At 57.7% G+C, this 16693-nt stretch carries 17 protein-coding genes and 1 pseudogene; 9 read left to right on the forward strand and 9 right to left on the reverse strand.

Going from position 1 to position 16693, the window contains the following annotated elements; all coding sequences use genetic code 11:
• Positions 1-44: 44 nt before the first annotated feature.
• Positions 45-1592, reverse strand: a complete 1548-nt coding sequence (locus tag AAGS40_RS28500; RefSeq protein ID WP_345816910.1) for a methyl-accepting chemotaxis protein — start codon at positions 1590-1592, stop codon at positions 45-47.
• A 211-nt stretch (positions 1593-1803) separates the two neighbouring features.
• The gene (locus AAGS40_RS28505) at positions 1804-2007 is read right to left on the reverse strand and encodes a hypothetical protein (RefSeq protein WP_345816911.1); all 204 of its coding nucleotides are present in this window, start codon (positions 2005-2007) and stop codon (positions 1804-1806) included.
• Between the two features lie 244 nt (positions 2008-2251).
• Between AAGS40_RS28505 and AAGS40_RS28510 the strand changes: the two genes are divergently transcribed.
• Positions 2252-2443 (forward strand): DUF3562 domain-containing protein, encoded by a 192-nt coding sequence (locus tag AAGS40_RS28510; protein ID WP_345816912.1) that lies wholly within the window; start codon positions 2252-2254, stop codon positions 2441-2443.
• Between the two features lie 369 nt (positions 2444-2812).
• Here AAGS40_RS28510 and AAGS40_RS28515 read toward each other — a convergent pair whose 3' ends face one another.
• Positions 2813-3253: a hypothetical protein gene (locus AAGS40_RS28515; RefSeq protein ID WP_345816913.1), complete on the reverse strand. Its 441-nt coding sequence runs from the start codon at positions 3251-3253 to the stop codon at positions 2813-2815.
• A 120-nt stretch (positions 3254-3373) separates the two neighbouring features.
• Positions 3374-4375, reverse strand: a complete 1002-nt coding sequence (locus AAGS40_RS28520) for a hypothetical protein (RefSeq protein ID WP_345816914.1) — start codon at positions 4373-4375, stop codon at positions 3374-3376.
• 118 nt (positions 4376-4493) lie between these two features.
• On the opposite strand from AAGS40_RS28520, the gene AAGS40_RS28525 reads away from it, so the two are divergent.
• The 8 genes and pseudogenes from AAGS40_RS28525 (at position 4494) to AAGS40_RS28560 (ending at position 9957) form a co-directional block, all read left to right on the forward strand.
• Positions 4494-4994 (forward strand): MarR family transcriptional regulator, encoded by a 501-nt coding sequence (locus AAGS40_RS28525; RefSeq protein WP_345816915.1) that lies wholly within the window; start codon positions 4494-4496, stop codon positions 4992-4994.
• Between the two features lie 652 nt (positions 4995-5646).
• Entirely contained in the window at positions 5647-5910 is a 264-nt protein-coding gene (locus AAGS40_RS28530; RefSeq protein ID WP_345816916.1) for a hypothetical protein, read from the forward strand.
• The gene (locus AAGS40_RS28535; RefSeq protein WP_345816917.1) at positions 5907-6203 is read left to right on the forward strand and encodes a hypothetical protein; all 297 of its coding nucleotides are present in this window, start codon (positions 5907-5909) and stop codon (positions 6201-6203) included. The genes AAGS40_RS28530 and AAGS40_RS28535 overlap by 4 nt, the downstream gene beginning before the upstream one ends.
• A 281-nt stretch (positions 6204-6484) precedes the next feature.
• Positions 6485-6646 (forward strand): annotated as a pseudogene (locus AAGS40_RS28540) (hypothetical protein); the annotation flags it as partial.
• A gap of 198 nt (positions 6647-6844) precedes the next feature.
• Positions 6845-7408: a TIGR00645 family protein gene (locus tag AAGS40_RS28545; RefSeq protein ID WP_345816918.1), complete on the forward strand. Its 564-nt coding sequence runs from the start codon at positions 6845-6847 to the stop codon at positions 7406-7408.
• A gap of 506 nt (positions 7409-7914) precedes the next feature.
• A complete protein-coding gene (locus AAGS40_RS28550; RefSeq protein WP_345816919.1) occupies positions 7915-8226 on the forward strand; it encodes a DUF4148 domain-containing protein in 312 nt (103 codons plus the stop codon).
• 434 nt (positions 8227-8660) lie between these two features.
• Positions 8661-9371 (forward strand): DJ-1/PfpI family protein, encoded by a 711-nt coding sequence (locus AAGS40_RS28555; protein ID WP_345816920.1) that lies wholly within the window; start codon positions 8661-8663, stop codon positions 9369-9371.
• 214 nt (positions 9372-9585) lie between these two features.
• Positions 9586-9957 carry a YciI family protein gene (locus AAGS40_RS28560; protein WP_345816921.1) on the forward strand — a complete coding sequence of 124 codons (372 nt, stop codon included), beginning with the start codon at positions 9586-9588 and terminating at the stop codon, positions 9955-9957.
• Positions 9958-10146: 189 nt separating this feature from the next.
• Here AAGS40_RS28560 and AAGS40_RS28565 read toward each other — a convergent pair whose 3' ends face one another.
• The 5 genes from AAGS40_RS28565 to AAGS40_RS28585 all read right to left on the reverse strand — a co-directional run bounded on the left by AAGS40_RS28565 (position 10147) and on the right by AAGS40_RS28585 (position 16575).
• Entirely contained in the window at positions 10147-11172 is a 1026-nt protein-coding gene (locus AAGS40_RS28565) for a phosphotransferase (protein WP_345816922.1), read from the reverse strand.
• A gap of 143 nt (positions 11173-11315) precedes the next feature.
• The gene (locus AAGS40_RS28570) at positions 11316-12218 is read right to left on the reverse strand and encodes a DMT family transporter (RefSeq protein ID WP_345816923.1); all 903 of its coding nucleotides are present in this window, start codon (positions 12216-12218) and stop codon (positions 11316-11318) included.
• A gap of 487 nt (positions 12219-12705) precedes the next feature.
• Complete coding sequence (locus AAGS40_RS28575) at positions 12706-13686, reverse strand: MBL fold metallo-hydrolase (RefSeq protein WP_345816924.1); 981 nt, start codon at positions 13684-13686, stop codon at positions 12706-12708.
• A 557-nt stretch (positions 13687-14243) separates the two neighbouring features.
• Positions 14244-15605, reverse strand: coding sequence for a metallophosphoesterase (locus tag AAGS40_RS28580; RefSeq protein ID WP_345816925.1), 1362 nt, complete (start codon positions 15603-15605; stop codon positions 14244-14246).
• Between the two features lie 409 nt (positions 15606-16014).
• Complete coding sequence (locus AAGS40_RS28585) at positions 16015-16575, reverse strand: isochorismatase family protein (RefSeq protein WP_345816926.1); 561 nt, start codon at positions 16573-16575, stop codon at positions 16015-16017.
• Positions 16576-16693 lie beyond the last annotated feature (118 nt).

The following is a 16693-nucleotide window of genomic DNA, read 5'->3' on the forward strand; positions in this document are numbered from 1 at the left end:
GCGAACAGATGGGGGCATGTGGTTGCATCCTCGATGCGCTCCTGTCAGAGTTGGAATGCCCGCACAGCGGTGCGCAGGTACTGCGCCTGAGATTCAAGCGCACTCGCCGCCTGGACGCCGTCCTGAGCGAATGCCGCGTTCTTCTGTGTCATCTGGTCCATCGTCGCTACGGCGGCGTTGACCTGGTCGATGCCGACACTTTGCTCGCTCGACGCGCTGGCAATCGATCCGACCAGTTGCGAGACACCGGAGACAGCACCCATCAAGTCGCCAATGGTCGAGGCGGCCATATTGACAGCGTTGCTGCTCAAATCAACTTCGGTTGTTATGCCCTTGATGAGGGCATCGATTTCCTTTGCGGCACGCGAACTGCGCTCGGCAAGCGCACGAACTTCCTGCGCGACGACCGCGAAGCCTCGACCATCCGCACCCGCCCGGGCGGCCTCGACGGCCGCGTTCAGCGCGAGCAGATTAGTCTGAAAAGAAATGCCTTCAATCACCGACGTTATCTCGCGGACGCGTCCCGAACGGTGTGCAAGTTCAGTCATTCGCTCGATTGCGTCCTTTGCTGCACGGTTGCCGTCGCCCGCCTTTTCAGACGCGATCTTTGCGAGGGCATGAGCCTTTTCTGCGTGTTCGGCGTTGGCCTTGACCGTCGACGCCAGTTCTTCCATTGTCGCGGAAGTCTGTTGAATGCCCGCCGCCTGTTCTTCCGTTCTTCCTGCCAACAGGGTATTGCCCGCAGCAATGCCGGCGGACGCCTCAGTAATGGTTTCCGTTGACTCTTTGATGTCTCCAATCATCGATGCGAGTCGGTCCCGCATGGCACCCATTGCAAAAAGAACACTCCGTGTGTCACCGGCCGCAACGTGAACGCTAACCGACAGGTCCCCGCCGGCCACACGCCGGGCAACTTCGGCTGCGAGATGCGGCTCACCGCCCAGTTCCCGAAAGAGGCTGCGCGCCATCGCGATACAAATCAGCGCGACGACGGCGAGGCCGCCGAGTACAAACACCACGACGACCAATTGCACGACATGTCCGGAAGTGCGTGCGTGGTCATACTCCTTCTGTGCGCCTGCTAACTCCATCTTGCGCAGTTCCGTACCCTGTGTGCGCACTGATTTCGTCGTTGGCTCGATGGTCTGGGTTTCCACCCACTGTGCTTCGGAGAGGTTGTTCGCAGCGAGCAACTGGACCGCAGGACGAAGACCCTTGTCTCGCAGTGAGGCCCAGCTCGCCGAGAATTGCGAGGCAAGCTTGCCCTCTTCTCCGGACCGCGTATTCGCGAGGTACTGCGCCATCAGTGTGTCTACCTGCTGGATACGGCTCGTGGTGGCTTCAGTGACGAGCTTCGTCTTGTCTGCGGACGGGTCGAGAATGGCGTCGCTTACCGAGAAGCGAGTATCCGCAACCAGTTCGTCAATAGTCGAAATGATCTGCACGGACTTCGCTCTGCCCTCGAACATGACCTGCAGCACGTTAGTCGCCTGTGTAAGACCAATGAGGGCAGTTGCACCGATAACTATCAGGACGAGGGCGACTGCAACAGTAACAAGAAAGAGGCGGCTTTTAACCGTGAGATTGCGCATGGGTGACCTATCTAAACCGGACCGGCGCCGCTAGCTAAGGTTGCGGGGTGGTGCCTGTCGAAGACGAACACTGCGGACATCGCAGCAGGGCGACTTTATTACGGCGGCAGGCATCTTTTGTTAAGTGAATGTTTCGTGACATGTAGCACTCGTATGGTGCATGCGCGCCCGCCTGTGATTGGCTAATTGCAGTGGCGCCGGACAATCGGGTTCACGCGGCGCAGGAGAAACCCGCCCGCGAGAAGGAAGAACCTTGAGTTTCCCGACAGGGCCTCAGTCGCCGCTCTCTCGCCGATTCGAAATCAGGTAGCGCGTAGTCCCGGCCGGCAGCCACGCGGTCTGGCGTCTTCTTCCAGACGAGGCCCGACGCATCGGCCAGTTCAACGAATTCTTCGTTGGCCAGCTGCTCGCGCATTGCACAGATGTCAATTCGTCTGGGCGAAAACTGACGCGCTCGATGTTTGCTCTCAGGAAGGCTGCGGCGGGTACGCGCTCGCAAACAAGGCTGGACGAAGCATGTGACAGCGTCGCGAAAGCTCATCGACTTGCGACGATATTCAGGCGTGTGACGCCGCGCAACGATTGGTCAATTGGATTGGGGATATGCTGAGAGCTTGCACTCGAATATAGCGTTGTGACTGAAATCCACGGAGAGCGTTATGCAAACAACCAGTTCGGAAGCAATCGTCCACGAAATCGCAGAATCCACCGACAACGATGAAGAACTGGTGTCAAAGATGTATGCCGATGCACTCGAGGATTATCGGCGCGACGCACGTATCATGGATTACCTCCCGTTATTTGCCGCGAAACGGGTACGTCAAAACCTGAAATTCCCGACGGCCACGTAGATTGTGCACCTTTGCAACGGCAGGCTAAACGTTGGGTTGCCTCAGTTGCAGACTTTCTGCTCAAGAATCTATTCAGGAGTCGAGGCGGGACATTGAATACGCCGGCCTCTCCTGAAGACATTTGTCTGTACGCCGTTGACATGCTTCACATGCCGAACTTTCCCGGCACACGCACCCGTTACGACGTCTTCCCAGCGCAGATTGCAGTGGGAATGGCATCTGGACCCAGCAACGAGATTGCGTGCTGTTGCGGGTTCAGCATAACCGATGTGGTCCTCGCACGACGCGAAAGGCCTCGGGCGCCACACTCGCTGAAGCGGGAAGGACCCCGTTCTTCATCAAGAGCAGCGCTTGCCGTTAGTCGGATGCTTACGATTTCGCAGGACGGCCCGTTTTGACTGGCTCGACCGCCGTCACTGCGGCCAGGAGCCGCTTCGGCGCAGCAGCGTCCAGCAAAAGCAGCCCGGCACGCAAGATTTCGCTTTTCTTTGCCGATACGCCCGCTGCCAGACACTTCTGCTTCAACGCCGCGATTTTCTCGTAATCGGATTTCGGCATCGTAAAACTATCCCGTACGACCTTCTCCTTCTTCGCACGTTTCGCTCTGGCTTCAATCTCAGCCGCGGGCGGTGATACTTCAGCCACGCTCGCCGTCTGCCGCTTCGATGCCTTTTTATCAGTCGCAGCAACCTTTTTCACATGTGCGGTCCCGGTCGGCTCCGCGTCGTCGACCTCCACAGCGGGGGCGTCAGCGCTCTTGGGGAAATGAAACCTCTTTTTAGTTGCCTTCTTGGCAATGGGTTCATTCACAAAAAACCTCCAATGTTGAATACGGTATAAACAGTATATACCGTTTATAGCAGTATTCTGCATGGCTTTGGAGTTGTGGCGCGTGTCGTGGTCGAACTGCTCAGGCTCGACTCGCGTGACTCAGGTATCCATCAGATACGGCACAAAGACCTCTTCCGCCGAAAAGCGACGCGACGTAATCCCTTGCTCAAAGTGATAACGCAGGATCGCGTCAATCGCCTCGCGATTCGCACGCATGCCGTATGGCCACCAGTCGTGCCCCAAGGCGTTGCGAATCTCCTGCAGCAGATTCGTTGTCCAGGGAATCATGAGCGACATGTTGTTAAACGTCATCCCTTGGACCAGACCCTCCATCGTCGTTTCCTTCGCTTTGCAGAGCGCGAAATAGAGCGCCTTCACGAGGTCGGGTCGACTCCCGGCAAGTTCACGCCGCACCGCGACCGTATGCATGATCGGGAAGATTCCCGTGCGAGCGTAGTATTCCTGCTCGACCTTCACATAGTCAGGGAAGAGTCGACTGACCTTTTCCGAGCCCTCGAGTACGCACTTCGGCACGTCCGCCGAGATCAGCGCGTCGAGTTCACCCTCCTCCAGCATCCGGCCCAAATCGGCTTCTGTGTCCGCCCATTGAACTTGCACGTTCCCGGGGTGACGCTGCGGCACATACTTGACCGGTTCCATCGGAAAATCGATGCCACCGACAAGCCATCTCGCAATTTCGGGCTTGAATCCAAAGTCATCTGACAAGATGCCTTTGGGCATGACGCCCGCGTCGTGACCGTAAAGTGCAAGTTCGCCTATCCTCTTTCCAGCAAGGTCTTCAGGGCGTCTGATGCCGCTGGCGTTGTTGACATAAATAGCTGAGTGACGAAACGCCCGGTTCGGAAACACCGGGATACCGACAAATTCTGGGTCTGGCCTGTCGATGACACGAAGAAGATAGGTCATGCCCAGTTCGGACACGTCGTATTTCCGCTCGGCAATCATTCCCTTGAAAATCTCGGTGACGATGCGCTCGGTATGAAAAGTCGCATCGACGCCGTCAATCCTGACCGAGCCGCTAACGAGAGGTTGAACGCGGTCATAGTTACAGAATGCAATGTCGAGAGGGATTCGGTTCATCGTGGGCTCCTGAGGATGAATATCGGCCAGACGAGAATTGTTAATGCGTTTACAATAGTGCGGGTCTGCCTTCGATGCAAGACTCATTTGTTTCGTTCAGGAAGGAGCGTTTCCCTACATGACAACCATGCACACCAAGATCCGCAAAACCTTCAAAAGCGTCTCGCTAGGCGCGCCCGACCGGGCAATAGGGTTCATTCTATGGAAGATGTTTCATCTATATCAGCGCGAAGTCGACAGAGCTTTATCGCCCATGGGACTCACCCATCTGCAGTTCACAACGCTAACGCTTACGGCGTGGCTTGCTCAGGATAACGAATCTGTTACCTTGACGAGATTGGTCAGACATAGCGAAATTCACAAGGTCCAGCTGTCCCAAATGCTCAAGTCGCTGGAAGAGAAAGGAATGGTCAGCAGGACAACAAGCCTGACCGATGTGCGCGCCAAAGACATTGCGGTCACCGAGGCAGGCTTGCAAAGCATGCGTCAGGCATTGCCCGTCGCCATCGAGGTGCAGATGCGTCTATTTGGAGAGGCGGGCATGCCCGGAGGGAGCCTGCTGACGAGCTTTCACTCCGTGCTTCGCCAGATGGAGTCCGAATGCGCGGACAACGCTTAGCGCCATCCGCGCGGGCAGAATGATCGCGTACCGCCGCTGCATCGAACTGGACTCTGGCTTCGCCACGCGCACTTTAACGCCGCGCGGATCGATGAAGCACCGGGCCAGCGGATGAATGCGATTCGCCATGACAACGTCTGCCGCATACTGACTCGCGATAACAACTTTTATGCAAGCGAAGGCTCAGGGCGAGTGACTAGCGGAGCGATCCTCGTGTATTACGGCGTGATCCGTATCCTGAGAATCAAGGAGCTACTCGAACAACGATCCGGCAAGCTTAGATGATCTCGTGGCCCACCAGGCGTGTGCCCGAAGCGCCGCAATGAAGACCTATGGCGATTGCGCAGCCTGAAATCTGGTCTGGCTTACTCGCCCGGATCACCGCGTCGGAATTGCCGGCCCAGTACTCGTCAAAACCTCGAAATGCATGGCTGGTTTAATGCCCTCCTCGGCCGCCGACCGTGAGGGCTAACGTGAACGCCCCAGCCCGAAAGGCGCTTGTCATACGCGTCACATGATTCAAGCGATACCGATATTCTTTGATGGTTTTACGCGTTCGTACGAATTCACAGTCATGACTTTTTTTCGGCGCAAAAATCTGACGTGAGCAGATTGCTGGCTGATGATCAGTGCCATTCGTCGGAGAAATCGCATGTATTTGACCCGCGTCGCGGTGACGGCCCGTCAGGGAGAATTACACATGGTGCCCGTGTGGCGGAGCCTGCTGCACTTTGGTGTCAAGGCCCAAGAGTGGGGCGTCAATATTGACGCCCAGGAAAAACAGGAATCACTGCATCTGGATCTGATGTGCAAGGACGAACTGGAGCCTGAACAATTACGCGCGGAACTTCGCGCCAGTGTTCCCACAGCATTGTCAGTGGAAATCAGCCGCCCACCGTCGGTCGTGGTGGGATGAACGCCCAGTTCGACCTCCTTCCCATGGGCGAGCGCCCTAGCGAGGTTGTCGGTGAGGCGTCCTCCCCGGCTGGCGACGAGCTGTTGGCTGCGATCCTGCATGTGTTTGAACAAGTCGGCGGCTGGCACTGGGGCATCACCGTGTCCCAAGAGAAAGGATGCGGATTCAGGCTGACTGCTTTCAGCGAGAGTACGTTTCGGGCTGAAGCCGAAGAGCGTGCAGACGGTCATCAGGCGCTCGTCCGTGCCTCGATGGCAGCTCTCACGCTGCAACGTCCATTCGAGTGCACATAGTGTAGGGCGGCTGCCCGGCGTTTTCGACATTGCCTTGCCCACGTCTTTGAAGCGGGACGAGGCTGCTTGACGGGCTCACCACGTTCATTACATTATCCTTTCTGTCGTGATATTCTCACGCCTGTCTTTGGGCGTAGCAGGCTCCCGCCTGGAAGCGCCTGCGTCTACCTTCCTGGTCACACAAATAGCCGTCTGATTGGCAAGACCATCGACACACCAAGCGACCGGTCGGGCACCGCGGTGCGTCGCAGTTTTCCGCCCGACCATGAGCATTCCCCTTCATGAATCCAGTCGCCACACGGTTTCTCGCCTTCGCCACGTCCACCGATGCATTTGTCGCAGCCATCGGAAAGGGCACCACCCTACGTCGTCCACACTGGCGCAAAGCCCTTGGAACAGGTCTGTTCTTTGGTGTGATCGAAGCGTTCATGCCTCTTTTTGGCCGGTTCGCCGAGGTGCTACGCGGCCGGATGATTGGAAGGCGCGCGGAAATGGCATAAGGCATTGTCCTGACCAGTATCGGCAGTGTCATTCTTGCTGAACACCTCAAGCCTTCCTGAACCGCTCAGCCGTACGTTAAAACGCCCTACCGCTCTTCGCAAGACGAGCGCACGAACACCGATAATTTTCCATTCGATTTTATGAAACAAACGCGTCCTACAGAAAAGACCAGTGGCCGTCCTACCAACTTCGCCGAGTACATTATCGAGCAGGGACTTTTTCAGATCCGCTGGTTCCTCGCACCAATCTATGTGGGGCTCGCGCTGAGTCTCGTGCTTATCCTGATCAAGTTCGGCCAGGAAAGCTGGGAAATGGCCCGACATGCGTTGTCCATCAGCGGGGAAAACACCATTCTCGGCGTTCTGTCGCTTATCGATCTATCGCTGATGGCAAACCTGCTTCTCATGATGATCTTTGGCGGTTACCAGAACTTCGTATCCAAACTCGAACTTGGCGGTCACGAAGACACTCCGGAGTGGATTGGGCATGTAGGGTTCAGCGATCTCAAACTCAAACTGATGGCGTCCATCGTCGCAATTTCAGCGATTGAGGTGCTTAAGGCTTTTATGACCATTGGCAGCGCGAGCAATCGCGAACTTATCTGGGGAATTGCCATCCATATGACGTTCGTTGTTTCCGCCGTGCTGCTGGCATTGATGGATCTGATAACGGCCCGCGCACGCAAGTACTCGGAGACGCAATAAGTCTCACGAACGGCAGCAACGCGGGGCGGGTTAGATCCCGACGAGCGCCGATGATTTCGTTTGACCGTGGTGCCGCGCCGCATCGCTAACGGGAGCGGGTCAACCTCTTCCCTATTGACTACAACTGTTGCTGTAACGATTGCAGATGTCCGCCAATGTGTGATTCCATCCGCCTGATGCCCTGGAAAGCAAGCTCATGCAGGCGTCCACTCGTTGCGTCACGATGCAGCGCGAGCCCGGCGCAACATAGCCCCAGATAGACATCGCCGTAGTCACACATGCGTGCATGCATACGCGCCCAACTACCGGCTGCCGCGTCGCACGCTGAGCTCTCCTCCGAGCAGAAAGACGACGGCATCGGAGCAGAATGAGGGTTTACCCAAATCCAGCAACAATCCCTTCCTGACATCGGCCTTAATCTTAAGCACATGCTTACCTAGACTGTAGTCATTGATTACGAACAGGGTGTTCGTAACAGGACAAAGCAAAGTCTGGAGGTAAGTATCATGAAGTCCCTTATTCAAGCCGTTGTCGTTGCATCTGCCCTTGTTGCTCCCGTTGTTGTATTCGCCCAATCGAATGCGCCTGTCACGCGGGCACAGGTACGCGCCGAACTGGTCCAACTCGAGAAGGCTGGCTACAACCCGGCCCATGGCGAAGATCCCTATTACCCCACTGACATTCAGGCTGCTGAAGCGAAGGTAAGTGCGCAGAACGGCGCGGCAAGCGGTTACGGCGGTGTCGTGAGTGGTTCTTCGGAAGCAGGACGCCCCGCCGTGTCGAAGGCGGACTGGAACGCGATGTACAGCCACCCGTAATGCGTTGATTTCGAATGTACGGGGCAGCTGCCAGAAGCACCTGGCCTGAACGGCCAGGTGCGCCGTACTTCTGCCCGCCCCTATTTGAAGAATTGCCTCGCTAGCGCGGCAATGCCCGAGAGCGCGGCCAGTTTCGTATTGGTACCTCCGCCGTCGGGCTCCCGATGGCTTCGCTCAGACCTTCCCCGGTCTGGGCGCTTTTTATCCTTTATGACAGCACAGCCGGATCAGCCCGCCCCTTCCTGGCGGGCTTTTTTTCGGTGCACCCTGCCGGGCACACCAACGTAAAAGGCGCCGGCTTCGAAGTCGAATAATCTGCCGCGCATCAACGATAGCGCTGGAGCGTCTTTCCATCGCCACGACGTTCGGCTCGACAAACCGATTTTCAACAAGAGTGGTCGTTACAATGGTTACGCAAACCCTTGGAGATAATCTTGAATAATCAGAAGATCCGAGTCGGTCTCCTCCTCTTCCCCGGACTGACACAACTTGACCTGACTGGACCGGCAGAAGTATTCGGACGGATGCCCGGTGCCGAGATTCATCTACTTTGGAAAACGCTCGACCCCGTATCGTCCGACCGTGGACTCACGATTCTGCCCACCACGACATTCGAGGGCTGCCCTACATTGGATGTCATCTGCGTTCCAGGCGGGCCGGGCCAGATCGAACTCATGGAAGATGGGATCACACTAGACTTCCTCAGAAAGGCTGCTGCCGGTTGCAAACTGGTTACATCGGTTTGTACTGGATCACTTGTTCTGGCAGCAGCGGGCTTGCTCACCGGCTATCGGGCAACGTGCCATTGGTCCTCTATCGACCAGTTGAGTTTGCTCGGCGTTGAACCCGTACAAGAACGCGTTGTGCGGGACCGCAATCGAATCACAGGCGCTGGCGTGACCTCTGGTATTGACTTCGCTCTCACCGTTGTCGCAGATCTGGTAGGTCATCAAATCGCTCAAGAGATCCAGCTCCAGATGGAATACGATCCGGCTCCACCCTATCAGGCGGGATCGCCGCGCACTGCTCCGCCTGCAGTGACTGAAGCGATTCGCGAGAAAAATGCCTCCTTCATCGAGCAACGCAGGACTGCGACAAAGCGTGCGGCAGAAAACCTCGCCAGCGCGCTGAAGGAGTCGGATTAGCACTGAATGCCCGCGATCTTGACCAAAGCTTCGGGCCTCCGGAGTTGGGCGACCTCTGCCTCACGCGATCAGCGCGTGCAGTAGGACCCGGCGGTCGGCACCGCAAGCCGCCAAAAACAGACAGTCTGGCCCATCCCGCTACAAACTTCCGGGATGATGTCGATTTTCGATCACCAGCTTCGTCGTCAGGTTATTCACACCGAAAGGATCTCCCATGAAATACCTCGGCTTGGCTTACTTTAACCACGAAAAATTCGCCGCGATGGCGCCTGACGACGTCAAGAAACTGGTGAGCCAATGCCCCGCATTGGACGACAGGATGCGGGCTACCGACAAGGTACTGGTCTCCGCATCGCTTGGCGATCTGGACACATGGAGGACGCTCCACCCGCGCGGTGGTAAAACGCACGTCACCGACGGGCCCTATATCGAGTCGAAGGAGGTGGTGGGCGGCCTGTTCATCATCGAGGCGGATACCCATGACGAGGCGTTGCGCATCGCTTCCATGCACCCGGCGGCCACGCTGGGCGAAGAAGGTGGATGGGTCGTCGAGCTGATTCCCTTGGATTTCTACTGGTCCCGATGAGGGCGTGGACGTCGGTATCAACTGTGCGGAGGCGCTCTGTTTTCCTCGAACGCCTTTACGGCTTCGTGAGTCATCGCGACCATGCTACTCCTGGGCCGAGCGGCGACGCCTGTGATCGACCTGGAGCGGTCCCTTCCAAAAACCCGTTAGCGGCCGTTGGGTGCAAAGGAATTCGAATGTAGTTTTAGATCACGGGGTTTCGAGTGCGCCCCACTGTTCGAGCTTCCCGACTTGTTTTTCGAGCCATTCCGGCGGAAGCGCTGCGGAGCCCCATTCGCCGCTGCGGCTCGCATACTCACCCAAAAACCAGAAATGGCGGGCGGAAACAAATAGCGCTATCGCCGAATAATCACTCGGAGACAATGGCGACACCTCGCGATAGCCATCGACGAAGCACCTCCACTGTTCGCTTTGCTCGGCGCTCAACTCCAGTTCCCTGTTGTTCAACAATACAGCCCAAAGGTAGACCGCAAGATCGTATGCGAGGTAACCTGGGCCCCCGTCGTCAAAGTCGAAAAAAGAACCAACACGGCGGCCGTCCGGAGAGCTTGTCATAAACGTGTTTCCGCCATGGCAGTCACCGTGGCAGAAGACCGTGGTCAGTTGCGTCGTTGCTTCGATTTTTGCGATCAGGCTGGAGGCTATTTCTCTCAGGCGCCCCGCCAGGAGGTCATCCATTGATGCGTGATTCAATAGCCGTTGTAACGGCCGAATCACCAGATGCTGAAGATCCAGCACGTAATGACTGGCCGGCCCGCTATAGTCTTGCGCCAAACGATGCAGAGTGGCGAGGCTGGCAGCCATGGCTTTCGTGTCCTGCAGGTCGGTACCGGGAGGATCACCTGCAAGGAACTCAAACACGACAAGCGAGCGGCGACCCTCAGCGGCGTAGACCTCGATACTCAGTGCGCCCGTGTTCGTGGAAAGCGGCGCCGCCACGTCGCCGCCCGCGGCCTTCAGATGACAGAGAAGCGAGGTCTCATAGGCGACGTTTGATTCTCCCCTCGCTCGACGCGAACTGAGGCGTGCTATCTTGCTGCGGCCATCGGGGAAGCGAAGAAGATAAACATCGTTGAAACCTCTGTTCAGCAAGCCGCATTCGAACGGTGATTCAAACGGGTATGTCGAGGCAATGAGATCGCGAAGGTCGGTTGCATCTATTGTCGAATACGCGGCGCGCAGTGGCTTGGAGGACAATAACCCATGGTCTGCCATACACATGCTCCCGAACAGGTCTGATCGGATATTCTGCGCGTGTTTGCTTTCAGCAAGCAATCGCCGACGCCTGCCTCGATTGTCAACCACTTCGAGCCAGGCCTTTATTAACACAAGCTGGCCAAACGCCGATGGATAACCCGTCAGGCGAGCGGACCTTCCTTGTCTTTGCGGCTAGCCGCGACCGCGATGGCGCTCCCGACGATGAGTGCTATTCCCGCAAGAGACAGTGGCCGAAGCGTCTCGCCCCATACGACGTAGCCGAATAGCGCCGCCCATACTATGCTCGTGTAGTTATACGGTGCGAGCTTGCCCGCGTCCGCCTGGCGAAAGGCGACGGTCATCAGAATCTGTCCTGCGGTCGCGAAAGCGCCGACGAGTGCCATGATCAACAGTGCTCCCACAGATGGGGTGCGCCAGTTGAACACGAGCGTAAAGCCAGTAATAATCATACCCACCAAGGTGAAAAACAGAACCGTCGTCGCTGAGTCATCGGTAGATCGTATTCGCTTGATCTGAACGATGGACAGTGCGCCGAAAAAGGCGCTCAACAGAAGGAACGTTGGACCCCACCAGCTTGACTGACTGCCACCTGGGCGAACCACAAGCAGCACCCCACAGAATCCGACAAGCGCCGCCGCGACTCCACTTCCAGTCCACCGCTCTTTCAAAATCAGCGGCGCGAGCAGGATGACAATCAGCGTCTCAGAATACGCAAGGGCGACCGCTTCTCCCAACGGAACGTAAGGTAAGCCTGCAAAGAACAGCCCTGACGCGCCGAGCAGTGTCAGCGCACGTACAGTCTGCCCTTTGATGTCGATGTTGACCAGTCGCTCAGTTAACGAAAGACGTCCTCGGCAACAGATCGCTACCGCCGGTACCAGACCGAAGAGCATTCGGAAGAATGTCACCTCATTCGCTGGATACTGCAGTGCGACCGTCTTCGCCAATGCATCCACTACGGCAAAGCAAAACATTGACGCAAGTATGCTGGCTACGCTGTTCAACGGAAGCGCGGTAGTCAGTGTTGCGCTGGGCGATGGCATCGTGGTACGCAAGTTTGAATAGTATCGGCATCATCTCATACACCCGAATACTGCCCCGTCAGCGGGGCGAACCCGTATTCGATACAGACTTCCTATTGCGAATAGACGATGCGACACGAATGGAAATCCCGAACGCTCGGGAAGAAATGGCCCTGATCCATTCGAGTTGAATGTCAACAATCTATACATGCTCACCGAATGGCCGGAACTGACAAAAATCGTGAAGTTCAAACCACTCGGCGCTCATCGCATGAGCCTCAATTTGCAAAGTTCAGCACACGACTCCATGCGGTCAATCACGACTGCACGGCAAACAGCCGTTATTCACGGACGTCGACCCCGGCGCTGCGTTCGGCTTTAACACAACCAGTGATGACTGCCCGTCGGCCTTAGCTGCACCCTCCCGCTCTCGTGCTTGCCATTCCGGTGGCTGTTTCGGCCTTGACGGCCTGCACCCGTGGCACGCGCGCCGCCACAACGCACACCGTCAGACTGTGATCAACGTTTGCTCGCCGGGCTTTAATACCGAGACCCGCAGCGAGGGCGCCACGTGCGAGGCAGCCTGACGGTATTGCTCACCCGCCTCGACACCCAGCACCAGTCCGTTGTGCGCGTAATGCACCGGGATGCCATGGGAAACGCCCACCCACGCACTGGCCCGCGCCGCGTCCGACGGATCCATCGTGAACGGACCGCCACCCGCAGATACGATGCCCAAGTCGGGCTTGTAACGCTCACCGATCATTCGCATGTCGCCGAAAAGATCGGTGTCTCCGCTCAGGTACACACGAACCCCACCGATGTCGAGGATGAAGCCTGCCGCCGGATAGCCACACAAGTTGGAGTGCAGGGCGGGAATCAGGCGAGCCGACATGTCGCCGTGCCGGGACACTCCGCCAAAGTTCATCCCCGCACCGCCGTTCACCACGATCTTCGCGGGATCGAGACTCGCCTTACGAAACTCCGGCACCAGCGCAGAGCGCATCATGTCGCTCTGCCCCGTGGTCTTGACTGGCAGCCCGGCGTCGTTCAGCGCTTTGAGCATCTCGAAGTAATCGCCCATGTGGTCGCCATGGTCATGGGTGAGCAGTACAAAGACGGCATCGGGATTCTTGCCAGCAACATAGTCGGCGAATCCCTTGGCACTGGCATATTCCGGCGGCTTCTTGACGCCGAAACGATCCCAGCCCGCATTGTTCCAGATCCACGCGTCGCCGTACGCAATCTGTTTGTAGTCAGGTGTGGCGAGTTCCACGACGCCACCGCCGAGCCAACGCACGAGCAGCTTGCCGCCGGTGCGCGGTGTCGCCCAATGGTCGTCTTTCGGCACGGTAGAGGCGGTCGCTGAGGCGGTGCTTGCGAGCGCGATCGCGCCACCCAAAGAGAAACCGCCACGAACGAAATCCCTGCGCCGGCGGCCGTCGTCTTCCAGCTCCTCCGGCTCCTGCGATGTGGTCTGCGAATCCATGTCGCTCCTTGGCCTCACGGCCTGTCATTTAGCACGATCTACGCCCCAGCAGGGTCCGGCCGAGGCCTTGCGCAGGAAGCCGATGAACTGTTCTCCGGTGAATCGCCTGTTCAGGTCCGATCTTCTAGCTATGTGATTGGACTCCAAATCGCTGCGCGACTCAATCGAGAGAAACGTGGCACCTGAATTTCGAATATTCGCGTAAGTGGAAGAATTTTTTTGGGTCGGGCATAAGTCCCGCAAAATGAGCCCAACTAGTGAAGATATTGGCATAACAGCCAACTGACCGCTCGTCCCCGCGTGCTGCCTCCTGCCATCAGCAGTTACATCCCGCAGCAGTCGTCTTTTCGGTCATGCCCGCCAGGCTATGCTGGAGTTCACCAGTCCCACGTCATTGGCTGAAAACGATTCGTAATTGGCGCCGCCAAAGCGTACCCACACCCCGCCCCATCGCATCGTCATGGATTCGTCGATACGTCGTCCATGAGTTCCATTCGCCCGAAGCAACGACAACACTAAAAAATGTGAGACAGCGGCGCGGCTATGTCGACCACGCGCTAGCGATGTGAGGGCGCATCCTGCGCCAACTGGTGAATGCGCTCCGCAAGCGCGGGTATGCCAGAGTCGCGGGCGACGTAGTGAGCCGCCTGCCGAGTGGCTAGATCGATGGTGACCTGATCGTCGGGCGATTTGGTATTGGGTCCGTCAATGGCGGCATGGTATTCAATGCGCAATTGCCGGGCATTCGCGATGAGCCGCAAATAGCCGTAGTTGCGGTCGTCGTAATTTTCGAGGACAACTGCGTCGGTATCTTTAGAGGCGGCTCGGACAACTTGCGGCGCACGAAGCGGCGGTTGTCCATTGGTGGTGAGTCGCTGCACCGCGTGACCGCCGTTGCCGCAGACGATGTAAGGAATGTGGGTGCCGTCGGCGCGATTCCGCGTAAAACGCTGGTAATTGTGCGCGTGCCCGGCCAGGTCGGCGTGTGGCCAGACACCGACTTCATTACAAATAGCGTCGATCTGCTGCTGCATCTCGACGCTCCAGCCGTGACGGCCGCGCGCCACGTACGGCGGATGATGATGGGCGAACAGCAGCGCGCCGCGATAGTCCTCTTTCTTGACGCGTTGCAGCGCCGCTTTCAGGAACTTCAACTGGCTATTGCCGATATCACGGTTAGCGATCACGCCGGGGTCTTCGAGCGTATTGCTGTACAGCGCAATGATGCGCACGAACGGCGCCTCGAAAGTGAAGAACACGCCGGGCTGAATCTGCGCGGTGCGCGACAGATGGCCGGCATCGGGCGAGACCTCGAAGCAGTCGGCGCAAAAATTCCGGAGAAACGCCTGCAGGCTTTTCTCGTGCTTGAGCGGCGAAACCATGCCGTCGTGATTGCCGGCGGCGGCGAGAATCGGCGCATGGTAGTCGCGATAGGGTTCGTAGAACTGATCGTAGTAGTACTGTGCTTCGCCAAAGCTGTAGACGATGTCGCCGAGCAGAAAGTTGAACTGCGGGACTTCTGCGGGATCGGTTTCGTCGAAGTCGCTGACCATCTTGTCCGACACCTCGTTTTGCGTAGCCGGACCTTTGGTGCTGCCGCAATCGCCGGTTGAGTGAAAGACAATCTGGCCGCTCGCATTGATTGCGTCGAGCAGTTGCTGGTCGTCGTTGACCACTTCTGCAAACGTAAGACGGGGCTCGGTTCCGCCGCGCGGCGCGGGAAACGGCAGCGCCTTCAGTTTGTGCTCGCGGTTCAGTTCGTCAATCGCCTTGTAGGCTGCAGCATCGGATGCATGCCTGACTACGAACGTCTGCGGATCGGGCGTAGGCTGCGGCTGCGAAAAGACGGGCGCAGCGAGAATCCGCTCGCTGCTGCCACCGGGTGCGGCTGGCGATTTGTCTGCGCGCTTCTTTGCCATGTCGAAGTCTCCGTGATCGTCGAACAAGAGCGGTTAAACGGCTGTTGGCGAACTGTCAGCGTGCGACGGTGCGCTCTTCGGCGAGATGCTCCACTGAGACGAGCGTCCGTCCAGTAAGTTCAGATGAGTTGCCGTTGAGCAGCAGGCGGCCCGTGTTTCGAAGAAAGAGCGATGTGCTTCATGACAGCGTGATGACACCGACTGCCGCATTTGCCAGAGCAAGGGTGGGCAGCCACCCTCTCCGCGCCGGCATGTCTTTGACGGCGACTTGTTCCGATCTGGGGCCGCTTGTCGATCGCTCGATATGGGACGAACGCAGCACTCCAGGGTTATTGAACGCGAACAATTAAATTCGCTGACGACTCTCGTGACGGACGGCTACGATCAAGGGAATTTCCATCCCAATACATCATGGAGCTGATGCGAACTCCGTTTGCAGAACGTCAGCAAGGGGGCGCACCGCCACACGCCCGCCGGTCATCGACGAATTCGCCCAGACGAAGTTCTGATGCTCAATGATCTTCTCGGCGACAAGATGAGGCTTACTGTGCGTCGTGTGAAGGTCGGACACGACCGTGGTGCGCAGGCCCAGCAGCTCCGCCCTGCGCGCAGTGGCGTTGACGCAGAATTCCGTTGCATAGCCGCACAGCAGCACGCTGTCGATGTCGTTTTCCCGGAGCTGGTCGGCAAGCGACGTGTTATGGAACGAATCGCCGACGACTTTATAGACGGATTCGTCATTATGATCGCGGACCAGCGCGCCAGGCAGTTGCCACGGGTCGCTTCCGTGTGCGAGCGGCCCGTTTGCGTCGCTTTCGTGCTGCACGAAAAAGACGGGCGCATTCGCCCGGCGCGCTGCATGCGTGACCAAGTTAATGCCATCGATCACTTCGCGGGCACGATACGCGGCCATCGGGCCGCTGAAGAACATCTGCTGCACGTCGATGACGATGACGGCAATACGGGACATACGAACCTCGTTAATCATTCACAAATGGGGGGCGGTCGCGCGGCGACGACGGGACAAGCCGTCATCACGAGCAGGCTGTATTGCGTGGGCCACGCCAGCGGACGCGCAGGCGGTGCCG

This window comes from Paraburkholderia sp. PREW-6R, assembly GCF_039621805.1.
In the GTDB taxonomy this organism is placed as follows: domain Bacteria; phylum Pseudomonadota; class Gammaproteobacteria; order Burkholderiales; family Burkholderiaceae; genus Paraburkholderia.